Raw genomic sequence first — 15,145 nt, 5'->3', positions numbered from 1 at the left:
GGCGGCGATCCTCGACGACCCGCACGCAAAGTTGTAGTTCTGCGCGCGCACCGGATCCAGGATGAACACCCTCCCCGTCAGCGCCGTCGTTGCGACGTGTCTCGTCCTGGCCGTGCTGCTGGGTACCCGGCTGCGGCGGCTGCTGCCCGAGCATCACCTCGCGGCCGACTCGAAGGACGCCGTGAAGCTCGCGATTGGCCTCATCGCGACCATGACCGCGCTGCTCCTGGGGCTGCTGGTGAGCTCGGCCAAGGGGTCCTTCGATACCGAACGGACCGAAGTGGTGCAGATGGCCGCGAAGGTGGCGTTCCTCGACCGGCTGCTGACCCTCTACGGACCCGAGGCGGCGGACGCGCGCACTCGACTGCACGCTTTGGTGGAGGAAGCGGTCCGTCGCATGTGGCCGGAGGAGGCCGGCGCGGTGGCGCAGCTCCAGCCCGACGAGCAGGCGGGCGACGCGACGTACGCCGCCCTCCAGAGCCTCTCGCCGCGCGACGACACCCAGCGTGCGGTGAAGGCGCAGGCGATGGCCCTCGCCGTCGAGTTCGGCCAGCTTCGCATGCTGCTCGTCGCACAGGCGATCCCCTCGATCTCGCCGCCGCTGCTGGTCGTCGTGGTGTCCTGGCTCGTGATCATTTTTCTCGTTTTCAGCCTCCTCGCTCCGCCCAATGCCACGACGGCGCTCTGCCTGGTCGCCGCGGCGCTGTCGGTGAGCGGTGCCATCTTCCTCGTACTGGAGCTGGACCATCCGTTCGGCGGCATGATTCGAATCCCCAGCGCGCCGATGCTCGCCGTCGTCGGCCGTCTCGCGAAATGAGCGCGGAGGACGACTCCACTCCATCCGGCATCACGTTCTGGCTCGCCGTGCTCGCGACCGGCCTCGCCGTGGGCGCGATCTCGGTCGGCTTCCATGCGGGATTGGACTACGCCCTCGCCGCGCGGGAGCGCTTCACGGCGTGGGCACGACCCGTGGGCCCGGCGGGATTTCTCCTTCTCGTCGCGCTGTGCGCCGCCGCCGTCGCGACGGCGGTGTGGATGACGGCTCGCTTCGCGCCGCAGGCGGCCGGAAGCGGCATCCAGCACGTGGAGGGCCTGGTGCGCGGCCTGCTGCCGCCGTGGCCGGCGGCGATCTGCTGGGTGAAGTTCGTAGGCGGCATCCTCGGCATCGGAGGCGGGCTCGTCCTCGGCCGCGAAGGTCCCACCGTGCAGATGGGCGCGTGGCTGGCCGAGCGGATCTCGAGCCGCTTCGGGCTCACGGCGGACGAGCAGCGGACGCTGTTGGTCGTCGGCGCGGGAGCGGGCCTCACCGGCGCCTTCAATGCCCCGCTCGCCGGCACGCTGTTCGTCGTCGAGGAGCTGAAGTGCCCGCTTCGGCCGCCGATCTACGTCGGCACGCTCGTGGCATCGATCCTGACCGACTTCTGCTGCCGTCGCCTGCTCGGCATCGCGCCGGAGCTGATGCTGCCCAATCGGATTCCGCTCGCGTGGGGGATGCTGTGGCCGGTGCTCGTGGTGGGGGTCCTGGGCGGCGTCCTCGGCGCGTTCTTCAACCGCGCGCTGCTCGCGACGTTCGGCGTCGTCGATGGCCTGAAGAGGCGGGTACCCTCGTGGACCCTCGGCCTCGCGATGGGCGCGGTCGTGGGTGCGGTCGCATGGTTCGTGCCGGCGTTGCCCGGAGGTGGCATCGGGTTCGCGGCGCGCCTGCTCGACGGGACGGTCTCCGCGACCGCGGTCGCCTGGCTGCTCCCGCTGAGCATCGTGCTGACGATCGGGAGCTACGTCCTGGGCGCCCCGGGGGGGATCTTCGCGCCGCTGCTGGTGATCGGGGCCGCCCTCGGAATGGGCGTGGGTGGAATCTGGTCGGCCACGATCGCCGACGTCCCCGGCCTCGTCCCGATCGCCGTGGCGGTGGGCATGGCGGGCCTCTTCGCGGGCGTCGTGCGCTCTCCGCTCACCGGCGCGGTGCTGCTGCTCGAGATGACGGGCTCGGCGATCAGCGTGCTCCCGCTCCTCGTCGCGAGCCTCGCCGCCTACGGTGTCGCCGAGGTCCTCGGCAGCCGACCGATCTACGAGTCGCTCCTGGAGCGTGAGGTGGCGCGCGTCCGGGCGAGCTGAGCCGGCCGTCGCGGCCGCCGCGGAGCATCGCTATCATCGCGGCGCCCATGCGCATCCTGGTGGTCGAGGACGAGCCCAAGGTCGCGAGCTTCGTGCGGCGTGGCCTCGAGGCCGAGCACTACGCCGTCGACGTCGCGGCCGACGGCGAGGCGGGGCTCGCGCAGGCGCTCGCGACGGCCTACGACCTCGTCGTCCTCGACGTGAACCTGCCGAAGCGCGACGGGTTCGGCGTGGTCCGCGAGCTTCGTGCCCGTGGCCAGACGGTACCGGTCCTGCTGCTGACGGCGCGCGGCGGGGTGTCGGACAAGGTGACCGGCCTCGACGTCGGGGCGGACGACTACCTGACCAAGCCCTTCGCGGTCGAGGAGCTGCTGGCCCGCGTGCGGGCGCTGCTCCGGCGCGGAGCGCCTTCGGCCACGCCGGCGCTCTCGCTGGCCGACCTGACGCTCGATCCCGTCACGCGCGAGGTCACGCGCGCGGGCAAGCGGATCGAGCTCACGGCCCGCGAGCACGCGCTGCTCGAGTTCTTCCTGCGCAACCGCGGCCGTGTCCTCTCCCGCGCGCTCATCGCCCAGCGCGTCTGGGGCGTCGAGTTCGACACGTTCACCAACGTGATCGACGTCTACGTGAACTACCTGCGGCGCAAGATCGACGCCGACTTCGAGCCGAAGCTCCTGCACACGGTGCGCGGAGTCGGCTACGTGCTGAAGACGTCCGAGCCCTGATGGTGCTCCCCCGGCCCCGAAGCCTGCGCGCCCGCCTGACGCTCTGGTACACGGCCGTGCTGGCTGCGCTCCTCGTGCTCTTCGGTGCGGCGGCGCTCGTGCTCCTCGACCGGGCGCTGCGGGCGAACGTCGATGCGTCGCTCACGACCATCGCGCGCACGATCGCCGAGTCGAGCGCGACGCGCGAGACGCCCGGCGGCGATCTCGACGATGCGCTCGACGCGCTCCTCGGGCCGGGGCTCGCGCGCCGCTTCTTCGAGCTGCTCGATCCGCGCGGGCGCCCCGACCCGCGGCTCGGCTCGCGCGGGCGCGCGCGGCTCCCGCTCACCGCCGAGGCGCTCCGCAACGCCGAGGCGGGGCGGGAGACCTTCGAGACGCTCGGCATGCCGGGCGTGCTCGCGTCTGCGGTCCGGGTGCTGACGTTTCCGATCACCGAGGACGGCCGCTTCGCGCGCGTCGTGCAGGTCGGCCTGCCGCTCGACGAGGTCGAGAGCGCGCGCTCGCGCTTCCTCTTGATCCTGCTCTCGCTCGCGCCGTTCGCCCTGGCGGCCGCGGCGGCCGGGGGCCGCCTGCTGGCCACGCGCGCGCTCGCACCGGTCGACGCGATGGTCGACGCCGCGCGGCGGATCGAAGCCGAGGACCTGTCGCGACGGCTCCGGGCGGACGGCGCGCCCGAGGAGATCGGTCGCCTGGCCGGCGTGCTGAACGACATGCTGGGCCGTCTCGAGGCGTCGTTCTCGACGGCGCGGCGGTTCAGCGCCGACGCCGCACACGAGCTGCGGACGCCGCTCACGATCCTCAAGGGCGAGATCGAAGTCTCGTTGCGATCCCCGGGCGCCGCGGACGATCGCCGCCGCGTGCTCGAGAGCTGCCTCGAAGAGGTGGACCGCCTGATCGCCCTGGTCGAGGACCTCCTCTTCCTCGCGCGGGCCGACGCGGGCGCGGTGGAGGTACCGCGCACCACGGTCGATCTCTCGCACGTGGTCGGCGACGCCCTGCCGGCGCTGCGCGCGCTCGCCGAGCAGGCGGGCGTCGGGCTCGCCCCGGCGGAAGGCACGGGACCACTCTGCGTGCGCGGCAGCGAACCGCTCCTCTTTCGCGTCGTGTTCAACCTCGTCGACAACGCGATCAAGTATTCCGGCGCGGGCCACGGTGTCACGATCGCGTTGCAGGCGGACGGCGGGCGGGCCGTCCTGGACGTGACCGACGACGGCCCGGGCGTGCCGCCCGCCGATCGCGAGCGGATCTTCGATCGCTTCTATCGCGGCGATCCGGCCCGCGGCCGCGGCGGCACCGGGCTCGGGCTCGCGGTCACGCGCTCGATCGTGGTCGTGCACGGCGGCGACGTCCGCGTGGTCGACGGCCCGGGCGGGCGCGGCACGTCGTTCCGCGTGACGCTCCCGCTGGCGGATTAGAGACATCTAATCCTCGTCTCATCCTCCCCTCACATCGGCGCCGTACCTCCCGCGTCGAACGATCGACGCACCCCCCGAAGGAGGAGGACGAAGACGATGCATTCGACGATCCGAACCATGCTCGTGGGAGCATTCGCGGTGTCCCTCGCGGCCGGAGGCTTCGCGCTCGGCCGCACGACCTGGCCGGAGCGCGTGACCGCACCGCTCGTGGCGGCCCGCACGGCGGAGCCCCCGCAGGCCGCCGCCGCACCCGCGCCCGCCCAGCCCGAGGCGAAGCCGGTCCGCGAGGGCAAGCGCTCGTTCGCGTCCCTGGTGACGCAGGCCGAGCCCGCCGTGGTCCACATCAAGGTGACGCAGATGGTGAAGGCCGGCGCGACCGGCGACAACCCGTTCGAAGACGACGACGATTCGCCGTTCCCCGGGCTTCCCGGGCTGCGCGGATTTCGCTTCCCGAACCCGCGCCAGCACGGCTTCGCGCAGAAGGGCGCCGGCTCCGGGTTCGTGATCCGCAAGGACGGGCTCATCGTCACCAACAACCACGTGGTCGAGGACGCGAAGGACATCACCGTGATCCTCGGCGACGGTCGCGAGCTCTCGGCCACGGTCGTGGGACGCGACCCCAAGACCGATCTCGCCGTCCTCAAGGTCGACGCCAAGGCCGATCTCCCGACGGCGCGCCTCGGCGATTCGGACGGGCTCGACGTCGGCGACTGGGTGGTCGCGATCGGCAACCCGTTCGGCCTCAGCAACACGGTCACCGCCGGCATCGTGAGCGCCAAGGGGCGCGCGGTCGGCGCGGGACCGTACGACGACTTCATCCAGACCGACGCGCCGATCAATCCGGGCAACTCCGGCGGGCCGCTCTTCGACGAGGCGGGCGAGGTGGTCGGCATCAACACCATGATCTTCAGCCAGGGCGGCGGGAACATCGGCATCGGCTTCGCGATCCCGATCAACCAGGCGAAGCGCCTCCTCCCCGAGCTCGAGGAGCACGGCCACGTGACGCGCGGCTGGCTCGGCGTCTCGATCCAGAAGCTCACGCCCGAGCTCGGCGACTCGCTCGGCATTCACGACGGCCACGGCGCCCTCGTGGCGCAGGTGAACGATGGCAGCCCGGCCGCGACGGCGGGCATCGAGCCGGGCGACGTCATCACCACCTTCGACGGCAAGCCGGTGAAGGACTCCGCGGCGCTGCCGACGCTCGTCGCCGGCACCGAGATCGGGCGTCAGGTACCGGTCGAGATCGTCCGCGACGGCGCGACCAGGACGGTCGAGGTGAAGGTGGCGAAGCTCGCCGACGACTCGGCGCGCGACCAGAAGGCGCCGGCGTCGGGCAAGTGGGGCATGCGGCTCCGTGACCTCACGCCCGAGGAGCGCTCGCAGCGCGAGATGGCGGCGCACGAAGGCGTCATGGTGGCCGAAGTCGTGCCGGGCAGCCCGGCCGACGAGGCGGGCATCCACGCCGGCGACGTGCTCGTCGAGGTGAACCGCAAGAAGGTGACGTCGGTCGACCAGGTCCGCGACGAGGCGGCCAAGGTCGCCGACGGCAAGCCGCTCCTGCTGCTCGTGCGTCCCGCCGAGGGCGGCGATCGCTTCGCCGCGCTGGCGGCGCGATAGAACCGACGATCCCCGCGCGATCGATCAGGACGCCCGCCCGGCTCCGCGCCGGGCGGGCGTTCGTCGTTCAGGGTGCGATCCCGTCTTCCATCACGTCCGGCTCGACCTTCACGACCTTCGTCTTGTCGGTCGGGTTCTTCGTGCCGGCGAACACGATCCGGCCCTGGCCCTTGTAGTAGTAGGTGTTGCCCTTCATGTCGCGGGGCGGGCCCATCTCACGCAGCGCCTCGAGCAGGGTCATGCCCGGCTGGACCTTGTAGATTCTGCCGAAGTCGGCTGGCCCGAGCTGGGCGGCGGGCGCCGCCTCCTGGGCCGCCGGCTTCACCGCGGACTTCGGCGAGCTGCAGCCGGCGCCGAGCCCGACCAGGATTCCAGCGCAGACGACCCCGATCCCCCACAGATCCGAACGTGCTCGCATGCGACTCCTCCTTGAGGTGGATGCTGCGCGCTCTCTAGTGCAGAGCGCCGGCCCCTGACAACCGCTCGCGAGGCGGGGCCCTCTACGGCGCGGCGGCGGGGGCGGGAGGCGCTCCCGGCTCGTTCGCCCCGCTCGCCGGCTCGGCATCGGGCGCCACCGGTGGCGGCACCCATTGCGGCACCTCGAGGTTCCAGCCGCCGCCGAGCGCACGGTAGAGCAGCACGATCACCGCGAGCTGATCGCGGATCGTGCGGGCGAGATCCAGCTGCGCGGGGAAGAGCTGCTGCTGCGCCTCGAGCACCTCGTAGTAGGTCGCGATGCCGTTGTTGTAGCGATCGAGCGAGAGGTCGACCGACTTCTGGAGCGCGCGCACCTGGCGCTCCTTCTCGCTCCGGACGCCCTTCAGCTTCTCCTGCGTCACGAGCGCGTTCGACACCTCGGCGAACGCGTTGAGCGTCGTCTGCTCGTATTGCTGCACCGCCTGGTCGAAGGCGGCGTTCGTCGCGCGGTAGCTCGCGAGCAGACGTCCGCCCTGGAAGATGGGTCCGGCGAGCGACCCGGCGATCGCCCAGACGTTGCCCGTGCCCTTCACGATGTTCTCGATCTCCGAGCTCTGACCGCCGTAGAGGCTGGTGAGGCCGAGGCGCGGGAAAAAGTTCGCCGTCGCGACGCCGACGTCCGCGTTCGCCGCCACGACCGCCTCCTCGGCCTGGCGCACGTCGGGCCGGCGCTCGAGGAGCTGCGAGGGGAGGCCCGCGGGAATGGTCGGGGGCGACGTCTGTGCGTCGAGGTCGGCGCCGCGCGGGATGTCGCCCGGGTTGTGCCCGAGCAGAATGCTCAGCTCGTTCTCCCGGATGACGATCAGCCGGTCGAGCTCGGGAATCGTGGCCGCCGCCTGCGCGAGCGCGGCCTCACCACGTGACACCTCGAGAAGCGTCCCCACGCCGCCCTCGTAGCGGCGCGTGAAGAGGTCGAGGGTGTCCTGGAACGTCCTGGTGGTGAGCTTGGCGATCACGAGCTCCCGGTCGAGCTCGAGGAGGTTGAAGTACGCGTCGGCGACGGTGCTGACCAGCGATAGGAGGACGCCCCGGCGGAAGTCCTCCGCGCCGAAGTAGGCCGCGCGGGCCGACTCGGTCGCGCGCCGGATCCGGCCCCAGATGTCGATCTCCCAGGCGAGGTTGAACGTGCCGAGGAACGCGTTGAAGGTCGTGTTCGGGCTGCCCACCAGGAACGACCGCTGCCGCGACGCCTCGCCCTGGTAGCCGATCTGCGGGAAGAGGTCCGAGCGCGCGACGCTGACCAGCTGCCGCGCCTCTTCGACGCGCGCCGCAGCGCTCGCGAGGTCGTGGTTGCTGTGGATGGCCTCGATGACGAGGCCCTGCAGGACCGGGTCGTCGAAGACCTCCCACCACGGGAGGTCGGCGAGCGACTCGGCTTCCGCTGGCCCCACCTGTCCGCGCGTCACTTCGGGTGCGTCGATGGGCGGCCGGTGGTAGTTCGGCCCGACGGCGCATCCGCCGAGGAGCGCCATCGCCACGAGCCCCACGAGAGCGCGCGCGATCACGCGGCGTGCCCACCCTTCTCCGCCGCCGCCGGCTGGGTTGCCGGGGGCGTCGTCGCCGGCCGATCGCCGCCGCCGAGCTTCTCGACGACGTAGAACGAGACCGGAATGAGGAAGATCGCGATCAGCGACGCCATCAGCATGCCGCCGATGACGGCGGTGCCGATGACCTGCCGTCCGATCGCCCCGGCGCCCGTCGCGCGCGCCAGCGGCACCACGCCCAGGATGAATGCGAAGGCCGTCATGAGGATCGGCCGCAGGCGGAGCTTCGCGCCTGCGAGCGCGGCGTCGATCAGCGTCTTGCCCTTCTCGTACTCGTCCTTCGCGAACTCGACGATGAGGATCGCGTTCTTCGCCGCGAGGCCGATGAGGGTGATGAGCCCGATCTGCGCGAAGACGTTGTTCTCGAGCCCGCGCAGCCACAGGGCGAGGAAGGCGCCGAAGACGGCGATCGGCGTGCCGAGCAGGACGCTGAAGGGCAGGGTCCAGCTCTCGTACTGGGCCGCGAGGATCAGGAAGACGAACAGCAGCGAGAGGCCGAAGATGGCGGTCGCGGGCACGCCCTGCGCCGCCACCTGCTCCTGGAACGACATGCCCGAGTAGTCGAAGCCCATCTCGACCGGCATGGTCTCGCGGAAGACCTGCTCGAGCGCGGCCATCACCTGTGCCGAGCTGAAGCCCGGGGCCGCGCTCACGTTCAGCTGTGCGGCGCGAAAGCTGTTGAAGCGGATCGTGAACTCCGGTCCGAAGGTCGGCTTGATGTCGACGAGGGCGCTCATCGGCACGGGCTCGTCCGACTTGTTGCGCACGTAGAACTGCCCGACGTTCTCGGCGCGCGTGCGGTAGTCGCCCTCGGCCTGCACGTAGACCTGCCAGACGCGCCCGAAGCGGTTGAAGTAGTTCACGAACACGCCGCCCATGAACGCCTGGAGCGTCTGGTAGACGGACTTCAGGTCCACGCCCTGCTTCATCACCTTGTCGCGATTGACGTCGGCGAAGAGCTGCGGCGTGGCGGGAATGAAGGTGGTCATCACCCGTGCCACCTCGGGGCGCTTCTGCATGGCGGCGATGAACGTCTGCGTCTGCTCGGCGAGGAAGTCGACGGTCTTCCCGGCGCGGTCCTCGAGCATGAACGTCACGCCGCCCGACGTGCCGACGCCCGGGATCGACGGCGGGGAGAAGGCGAACGCGATGGCCGAGGGCAGCTCCGCAAGCTCCCGGTTGATGTTCTCGATGATGACGTCGGCGGTGAGGCCGTGCTTGTCGCGCTCGTGCCAGGGCTCGAGCGTGACGAAGTAGAAGGCGCTGTAGGTGGTGGACACGAGGCTCAAGAGGCTGTACCCGAGGACGGTGTTGTAGCTCTGCACGCCGGGGGTCTTGGCGAGGACCTCCTCGATCTGGCGCGCCGCCGCGTCGGTGCGCTGGAGCGACGAGGCCGGTGGGAGCTGCACGTTCATGTAGATGTAGCCCTGATCCTCGTTCGGAACGAAGCCCGAGGGAAGCCGGGAGCCGAAGAAACCCGCGAACACGGCCAGCAGGGCGAGGAGCAGCATCGCGCGCCCGGACTTGCGGATCAGGTGGTGGGACCAGTCCACGTAGCCGTCGGTCGCACGCCCGAACCAGTGGTTGAACCAGCGGAAGAAGGCGCCGAGGGGGCCGCGCGCCTCGGTCTTCGGTCGCAGCATGAGGGACGCCAGGGCCGGGCTCAGCGTGAGCGCGTTGAAGGCCGAGAGCACCACCGAGAGGGCGATCGTGACGGCGAACTGCTGGTAGAGGCGCCCGGTGATCCCGGGGATCGCGGCGGTCGGCACGAAGACGGCGGCGAGGATGAGCGCGATCGCGACCACCGGGCCCGACACCTCTTCCATGGCCTTCAAGGTCGCGTCGTGCGGAGAGAGCCCGTGCTCGATGTGGTGCTCGACGGCCTCGACGACGACGATCGCGTCGTCGACGACGATGCCGATCGCGAGCACGAGGCCCAGCAGCGAGAGCGTGTTGATCGAGAACCCGAAGAGGGGGAACAGCGCGAAGGTGCCGACCAGCGACACGGGCACGGCGAGGAGCGGAATGAGGGTCGCCCGCCAGCCCTGCAGGAACACGAACACGACGAGGATGACGAGCACGATGGCCTCGCCGAGCGTGTGGATGATCTCGTTGATGCCCTCGCGCACCGCGAGCGTGGTGTCGAGCGAAATCGAGTAGTCGAGGTCCGTGGGAAAGCGCAGCTTCGCTTCCTCCATCAGCGCCGTCGCCTTGTTCATGGTGTCGATCGCGTTCGAGCCGGGGAGCTGGTAGATCGCGACGATCGCGGCGGGCTTGCCGTTGAGCCGCCCCACCATGTTGTACATCTGCGCGCCGAGCTCGACACGCGCGACGTCCTTCATCTTCACGACCGAGCCGTCGGGGTTGGCGCGGATGATGATGTCGGCGAACTGCTCCTCGGTGACCAGGCGCCCCTGCGCACGCACGCTGTACGTGAACTCCTGCCCCTTCGGGATGGGCTCGCCGCCCACCTGGCCGGCCGGGTTCACGACGTTCTGCTGTTGGAGCGCGTTGATGATCTCGGTCGTGGTGATGTTCAGCTTGGCGAGCTGGTCGGGGCGTACCCAGTAGCGCATCGCGTACTGGCCGGCGCCGAAGATCTGTACCTGCCCGACGCCCGGGACGCGCGTCATCGGGTCGTAGAGGTTGATGTAGCCGTAGTTGGCGAGGAACGGCGCGTCGTAGGTGCCGTTGGGCGAGTAGACCGAGAACAGCGCGAGCGGGCTCGTCGTGGATTTGAGGATCGTGACGCCGTAGTTGCGCACGTCGGCCGGCAGGTACGACTGCGCCTGCGAGAAGCGCATGTTGGTCAGAACCTGGTCGATGTTGGGCGAGGTCGAGATGTCGAAATCGACGCGGAGCTGCATCTGGCCGTTGCTCGCGTTCGTCGAGTACATGTAGATCATCTGGTCGACGCCGCTCATCTGCTGCTCGATGGGCGTCGCGACGGACTGCTCCACGGTGAGCGCGTCGGCGCCGACGTAGTTGGCCGTGACCTGGATCTCCGGCGGCGCGATGTCGGGATAGAGCGCGACCGGGAGCTGCACGAGCGACACCACGCCGAGGATCACCATGATGATCGAGATCACCATGGCGACGATGGGGCGATTGACGAAGAACCGGGCCATCGGGCGTCGCTAGTCGCTCTTCGCGTCGCCGCCGGCGACGGGGGCCGCCGGCGGTGTAAAGGGCTTTGCGACCACCTTCACGCCGTCCCGGACCTTCTGGATCCCTTCGGCGACGACGCGCTCTCCGGGCTTCACGCCCTCGTCGATCACCCAGTCGCTGCCGACCTTGGGGCCCACCTTCACCGGGCGCAGCGTCGCCTTGTCGTCGGCGTCGATCACGGCGAGCTGGTAGCTCCCCTGGATCTCCCGAACGGCGCGCTGCGGGACGACGGCCGCGTCCTTGCGCATGTCGGTGACGGCACGCACCTTGGCATAGCCGCCCGGCCGCAGCACGTTGTCGGGGTTCGGGAACAGCGACTGGATCTGCAGGCTCCCGGTCTGGACCTCCACCTGCCGGTTGATCGCCGAGACCCTCCCTGGATGCTTGTAGACGGTCTCGTCGGCGAGGATGAGCTCGAGGGGATTCTTGTTGGCCTCGGCGTTCGCCGCCGCGTCGGGGGTCGGATTGCGCGCCGCGAAGCGCAGATACTCCTGTTCGCTGATCGGGAAATAGACCTTGATCGGGTCGAGCTGCGAGACCGTCGTCATGAGGGTCGTGGGCGCGATCAAGTCGCCGACCTGCGCCTGCGCGATGCCGGCGACACCCTCGATGGGCGAGCGCACCGTCGTCCATTCCAGGTTCAGCCTCGCGTTCTCGAGCGCCGCGCGCGCGGTCTCGACCGACGCCTGGTCGGCACGGGCTTGCTGGACGGTGTCGTCGAGCTCCTTACGGCTGACCGCGCCTTTCTCGACCAGCGGGCGATAGCGGGCGACGTTCTGCTCGCTGCGCACCAGGTTCGCCTGCGCGCGTGCGAGGTCGCCCTTCGCCTCGTCCAGCGCAGCCTGGTACTGGCGCGGATCGAGCTGGAAGAGCACGTCGCCCGCCTTGACGAGCGAGCCCTCCTGATAGGCTTTGGTCAGGAGGTAGCCTTGCACCTTGGCGCGAATCTGGGCGTTGATGTAGCCGTCGGTCGTGCCGACCCACTCGCCGTACACCGGAACGTCGCGCTGCGCGACGTCGATGACGAGGACCTCGGGCGGCGGCGGTGCGGCGGGTTCCTTGCTGCCGCACCCGGCTGCGGCAAGCGGTACCAGGAGGCAGATCCACCACCGGGACCGCAGTCGTCGTGTGGCTCGTTGTGAGATGGTCGGCCTGGGATTGGTCAGACGGGCTCCCCTTTCCGGGTTCCGGCTCATACATCGGATGACTCCCCGGTCGCTAGGGCTACGTTCGTCCCGTTGTCACGCCGCTCGCGGGGGCGCTATGACGGCCGAGCGCTCATGCAGACCCAGCGACGGACAGCGGCCACGTGACTCGTCGTCGCTCGCCCAGAGGGGCGGCGGGTGGCCCCGCGTCCGCGGCGCCCGGCCCGACCGCCGAGCACCGGCGTCTCGCGGGCGCATCGCTCGAGGCGCCCGGCCCCTGGGCGCTCATCGGTCCCTATCTCGCGGAGCGGGCGTGGGGCACCGTACGCGAGGACTACAGCCCGAACGGCACCGCGTGGGAGTATTTTCCCCACGATCACGCGCGCTCGCGCGCCTACCGCTGGAACGAGGACGGCCTCGCGGGCATCTGCGATCTGGGCCAGCGCCTGTGCCTCGCGCTCGCGTTCTGGAACGGCCGCGATCCCATCTTGAAGGAGCGCCTCTTCGGCCTCACCGGCAACCAGGGGAACCACGGCGAGGACGTGAAGGAGTACTGGTGGTACGTCGACGCCACGCCGACGTCGTCGTGGCTGCGCTGGCGCTACCACTATCCGCAGGCCGAGTTCCCGTACGACCGCCTCGTCGACGAGAACAAGCGCCGCGGACGCGCCGATCGCGAGTACGAGCTGGTCGACACGCAGGTGTTCGACGGCGACGCCTACTGGCAGATCGCCGCCGACTACGCCAAAGCCACGCCCGACGACGTGTGCCTGCGCGTCCGCATCCGGAACGCCGCACCCGAGATGGGCAGGCTGCACGTGCTGCCGACGCTGTGGTTCCGCAACGTCTGGTCCTGGGAGCGCGGGACGACGCGGCCGGCGCTGAAGGCGGCGCGCCAGCGCGATCCGGACCTGCCCGCGATCGTGGTGGCCGAGGACGTGGCGATCGGCCGCTGGATCCTCGGCGCCGGCCATGACCCCGGCGGCCATCCGCCGGAGCTGCTCTTCTGCGAGAACGAGACCAACGCGCCGCGCCTGTTCGGCTCGGCGCCCGAGACGCCCTATCCGAAGGACGGCATCAACGACCACGTGGTCCACGGCGCCGCCACCGTGAACCCGGACCTGCGAGGTACGAAAGCGAGCTGCTGGTATCACGTCGCCGTCGCGCCGGGCGACACCGTCGAGCTCCGGCTGCGCCTGCATCGCGCGCCCGACGGTGGCACGGACGGCGTCGATCTCGGCGCCGGCTTCGAGCAGGTGATGGCCAAGCGCGAGCGCGAAGCCGACGAGTTCCACGCGTCGCTGTGTCCGGAGGACGCGACCGGAGACGAGCGCGCCGTCATGCGCGCCGCCTTCGCGGGTCTCGTGTGGAGCCAGCAGTTCTATCACTACGACGTCGCGCGCTGGCTGGACGGCGATCCGGCGCAGCCGCCGCCGCCGCCGGCGCGCAAGAGCGGGCGCAACGCCGCGTGGCGACACCTCGACAACTGCGACATCATCCTCATGCCCGACAAGTGGGAGTACCCGTGGTACGCGGCGTGGGACCTCGGCTTCCACTGCGTGACGCTGGCGCACGTGAACCCCGCCGCCGCCAAGCACCAGCTCCGCCTCGTCTGCCGCGAGTGGTACATGCACCCGAACGGCCAGCTCCCGGCCTACGAGTGGGCCTTCAGCGACGTGAACCCGCCCGTGCACGCGTGGGCGGCGCTGTCGGTGTTCCTCATCGACGGCGGTACCGACTTCGATTTCCTGTCGCGCGTCTTCCAGAAGCTGCTCATGAACTTCACCTGGTGGGTCAACCGCAAGGACGCGCTCGACAACAACATCTTCGAGGGCGGCTTCCTCGGGCTCGACAACATCGGGCCGATCGACCGCTCGACGATGCTGCCCGCGGGCTTCGTGCTCGAGCAGTCCGACGGCACGGCGTGGATGGCGATGTACTGCCTCAACATGCTCGAGATGGCGCTCTACCTCGCGAACCACGATCGCGCGTACGAGGACGTCGCCGTCAAGTTCTTCGAGCACTTCGCCTACATCGCGGCGGCGATGGCGCAGGGGGGGCTGTGGGACGAGCAGGAGGGCTTCTTCTACGATCTCCTGCGCGTGCCCGGGGGCGGGGTGGTTCCCATGCGGGGACGCTCGATGGTCGGCCTCGTGCCCATCTTCGCGTCGGTCACGCTGCCGACCTCGCTCTGGGAACGGCTCACCGACTTCCGCACGCGCGTGCGATGGTTCACCGAGCACAAGCCCGCGCTCGCGGGCGGCTGGCACGCCGTGGTGAAGGAAGGGCAGGGGGTGGTGACCTTGGTCGATCAGCCACGCCTGCGTCGCATCATCGCGGCGATGCTCGACGAGCAGGAGTTCCTCTCGCCGTACGGGCTCCGCTCACTCTCGCGCTACCATCGCGAGCATCCGCTCGTGTTGAAGCTGCCGGGCGCCGACGCGCGCCTCGACTACGAGCCCGCAGAATCGTCGAGCGGTCTCTTCGGCGGCAACTCCAACTGGCGCGGGCCGGTCTGGTTCCCGCTGAACTTCCTCGCGATCGAGGCGCTGCGGCAGCTCCACGCTGGCTTCGGCGACCAGTTCACGGTCGAGCTGCCGACGCGCTCGGGACGCCTTGCGCACCTGGGCGAGGTGGCCGACGAGATCGAGCGGCGCCTCCTGCGGCTCTTCCTGCCGGATCAGAACGGACGCCGGCCATTCTGGGGCTCGAACCCGAGATTCCAGGACGCGGCGTGGCGCGATCACCTGCTCTTCCACGAGTACTTCCACGGCGAGACGGGCGAGGGGCTCGGGGCGTCGCACCAGACCGGCTGGACGGCGCTCGCGGCGGCGCTCATCGCGGCGCGTGCGCGGCCTCGCCAGCGGGTGTGCGGTGTTCGCTAGGCCGTCGCGTGGGTGCGGCGGACGGGAGCGGGGTGCCGGCTCACGGTCCTCGCG

Annotated in this window: 10 protein-coding genes; 6 read left to right on the top strand and 4 right to left on the bottom strand. The window is 70.3% G+C overall.

Features of this window, described 5'->3' with window-relative positions; all coding sequences use genetic code 11:
* Positions 1 to 61 precede the first annotated feature (61 nt).
* The 5 genes from VMS22_26330 to VMS22_26310 all read left to right on the top strand — a co-directional run bounded on the left by VMS22_26330 (position 62) and on the right by VMS22_26310 (position 5,872).
* Positions 62 to 817, top strand: coding sequence for a hypothetical protein (locus VMS22_26330; GenBank protein HXJ37561.1), 756 nt, complete (start codon positions 62 to 64; stop codon positions 815 to 817).
* Positions 814 to 2,115 (top strand): ClC family H(+)/Cl(-) exchange transporter, encoded by a 1,302-nt coding sequence (locus VMS22_26325; protein ID HXJ37560.1) that lies wholly within the window; start codon positions 814 to 816, stop codon positions 2,113 to 2,115. Before VMS22_26330 ends, VMS22_26325 begins: the two co-directional genes overlap by 4 nt.
* 47 nt (positions 2,116 to 2,162) lie before the next feature.
* Positions 2,163 to 2,840, top strand: a complete 678-nt coding sequence (locus VMS22_26320) for a response regulator transcription factor (GenBank protein HXJ37559.1) — start codon at positions 2,163 to 2,165, stop codon at positions 2,838 to 2,840.
* On the top strand, positions 2,840 to 4,255 hold the full coding sequence (locus tag VMS22_26315) for an ATP-binding protein (protein ID HXJ37558.1): 1,416 nt from the start codon (positions 2,840 to 2,842) through the stop codon (positions 4,253 to 4,255). The genes VMS22_26320 and VMS22_26315 overlap by 1 nt, the downstream gene beginning before the upstream one ends.
* Before the next feature lie 96 nt (positions 4,256 to 4,351).
* Positions 4,352 to 5,872, top strand: a complete 1,521-nt coding sequence (locus tag VMS22_26310) for a DegQ family serine endoprotease (protein HXJ37557.1) — start codon at positions 4,352 to 4,354, stop codon at positions 5,870 to 5,872.
* A gap of 67 nt (positions 5,873 to 5,939) precedes the next feature.
* On the opposite strand, the gene VMS22_26305 is transcribed toward VMS22_26310, so the two are convergent.
* The 4 genes from VMS22_26305 to VMS22_26290 form a co-directional block, all read right to left on the bottom strand.
* Positions 5,940 to 6,290 (bottom strand): hypothetical protein, encoded by a 351-nt coding sequence (locus VMS22_26305; protein HXJ37556.1) that lies wholly within the window; start codon positions 6,288 to 6,290, stop codon positions 5,940 to 5,942.
* 82 nt (positions 6,291 to 6,372) lie between these two features.
* Positions 6,373 to 7,854: an efflux transporter outer membrane subunit gene (locus VMS22_26300; protein ID HXJ37555.1), complete on the bottom strand. Its 1,482-nt coding sequence runs from the start codon at positions 7,852 to 7,854 to the stop codon at positions 6,373 to 6,375.
* Complete coding sequence (locus tag VMS22_26295) at positions 7,851 to 11,021, bottom strand: multidrug efflux RND transporter permease subunit (GenBank protein HXJ37554.1); 3,171 nt, start codon at positions 11,019 to 11,021, stop codon at positions 7,851 to 7,853. Before VMS22_26295 ends, VMS22_26300 begins: the two co-directional genes overlap by 4 nt.
* Positions 11,022 to 11,030: 9 nt before the next feature.
* Entirely contained in the window at positions 11,031 to 12,257 is a 1,227-nt protein-coding gene (locus VMS22_26290; GenBank protein ID HXJ37553.1) for an efflux RND transporter periplasmic adaptor subunit, read from the bottom strand.
* Between the two features lie 113 nt (positions 12,258 to 12,370).
* On the opposite strand from VMS22_26290, the gene VMS22_26285 reads away from it, so the two are divergent.
* On the top strand, positions 12,371 to 15,091 hold the full coding sequence (locus VMS22_26285) for a glucosidase (GenBank protein ID HXJ37552.1): 2,721 nt from the start codon (positions 12,371 to 12,373) through the stop codon (positions 15,089 to 15,091).
* Positions 15,092 to 15,145: the final 54 nt, after the last annotated feature.

The organism is Candidatus Eisenbacteria bacterium, assembly GCA_035577985.1.
In the GTDB taxonomy this organism is placed as follows: Bacteria; Desulfobacterota; Binatia; order DP-6; family DP-6; genus DATJZY01.
This window is presented reverse-complemented; position numbering and strand designations above follow the sequence as displayed.

Bases quoted from the DNA above. Each gene is read 5' to 3' on its own strand.
- VMS22_26325 (HXJ37560.1), top strand. From the start codon at position 814: ATGAGCGCGGAGGACGACTCCACTCCATCCGGCATCACGTTCTGGCTC.
- VMS22_26305 (HXJ37556.1), bottom strand. From the start codon at position 6,290: ATGCGAGCACGTTCGGATCTGTGGGGGATCGGGGTCGTCTGCGCTGGA.
- VMS22_26290 (HXJ37553.1), bottom strand. From the start codon at position 12,257: ATGAGCCGGAACCCGGAAAGGGGAGCCCGTCTGACCAATCCCAGGCCG.
- VMS22_26315 (HXJ37558.1), top strand. From the start codon at position 2,840: ATGGTGCTCCCCCGGCCCCGAAGCCTGCGCGCCCGCCTGACGCTCTGG.
- VMS22_26330 (HXJ37561.1), top strand. From the start codon at position 62: ATGAACACCCTCCCCGTCAGCGCCGTCGTTGCGACGTGTCTCGTCCTG.
- VMS22_26295 (HXJ37554.1), bottom strand. From the start codon at position 11,021: ATGGCCCGGTTCTTCGTCAATCGCCCCATCGTCGCCATGGTGATCTCG.
- VMS22_26320 (HXJ37559.1), top strand. From the start codon at position 2,163: ATGCGCATCCTGGTGGTCGAGGACGAGCCCAAGGTCGCGAGCTTCGTG.
- VMS22_26310 (HXJ37557.1), top strand. From the start codon at position 4,352: ATGCATTCGACGATCCGAACCATGCTCGTGGGAGCATTCGCGGTGTCC.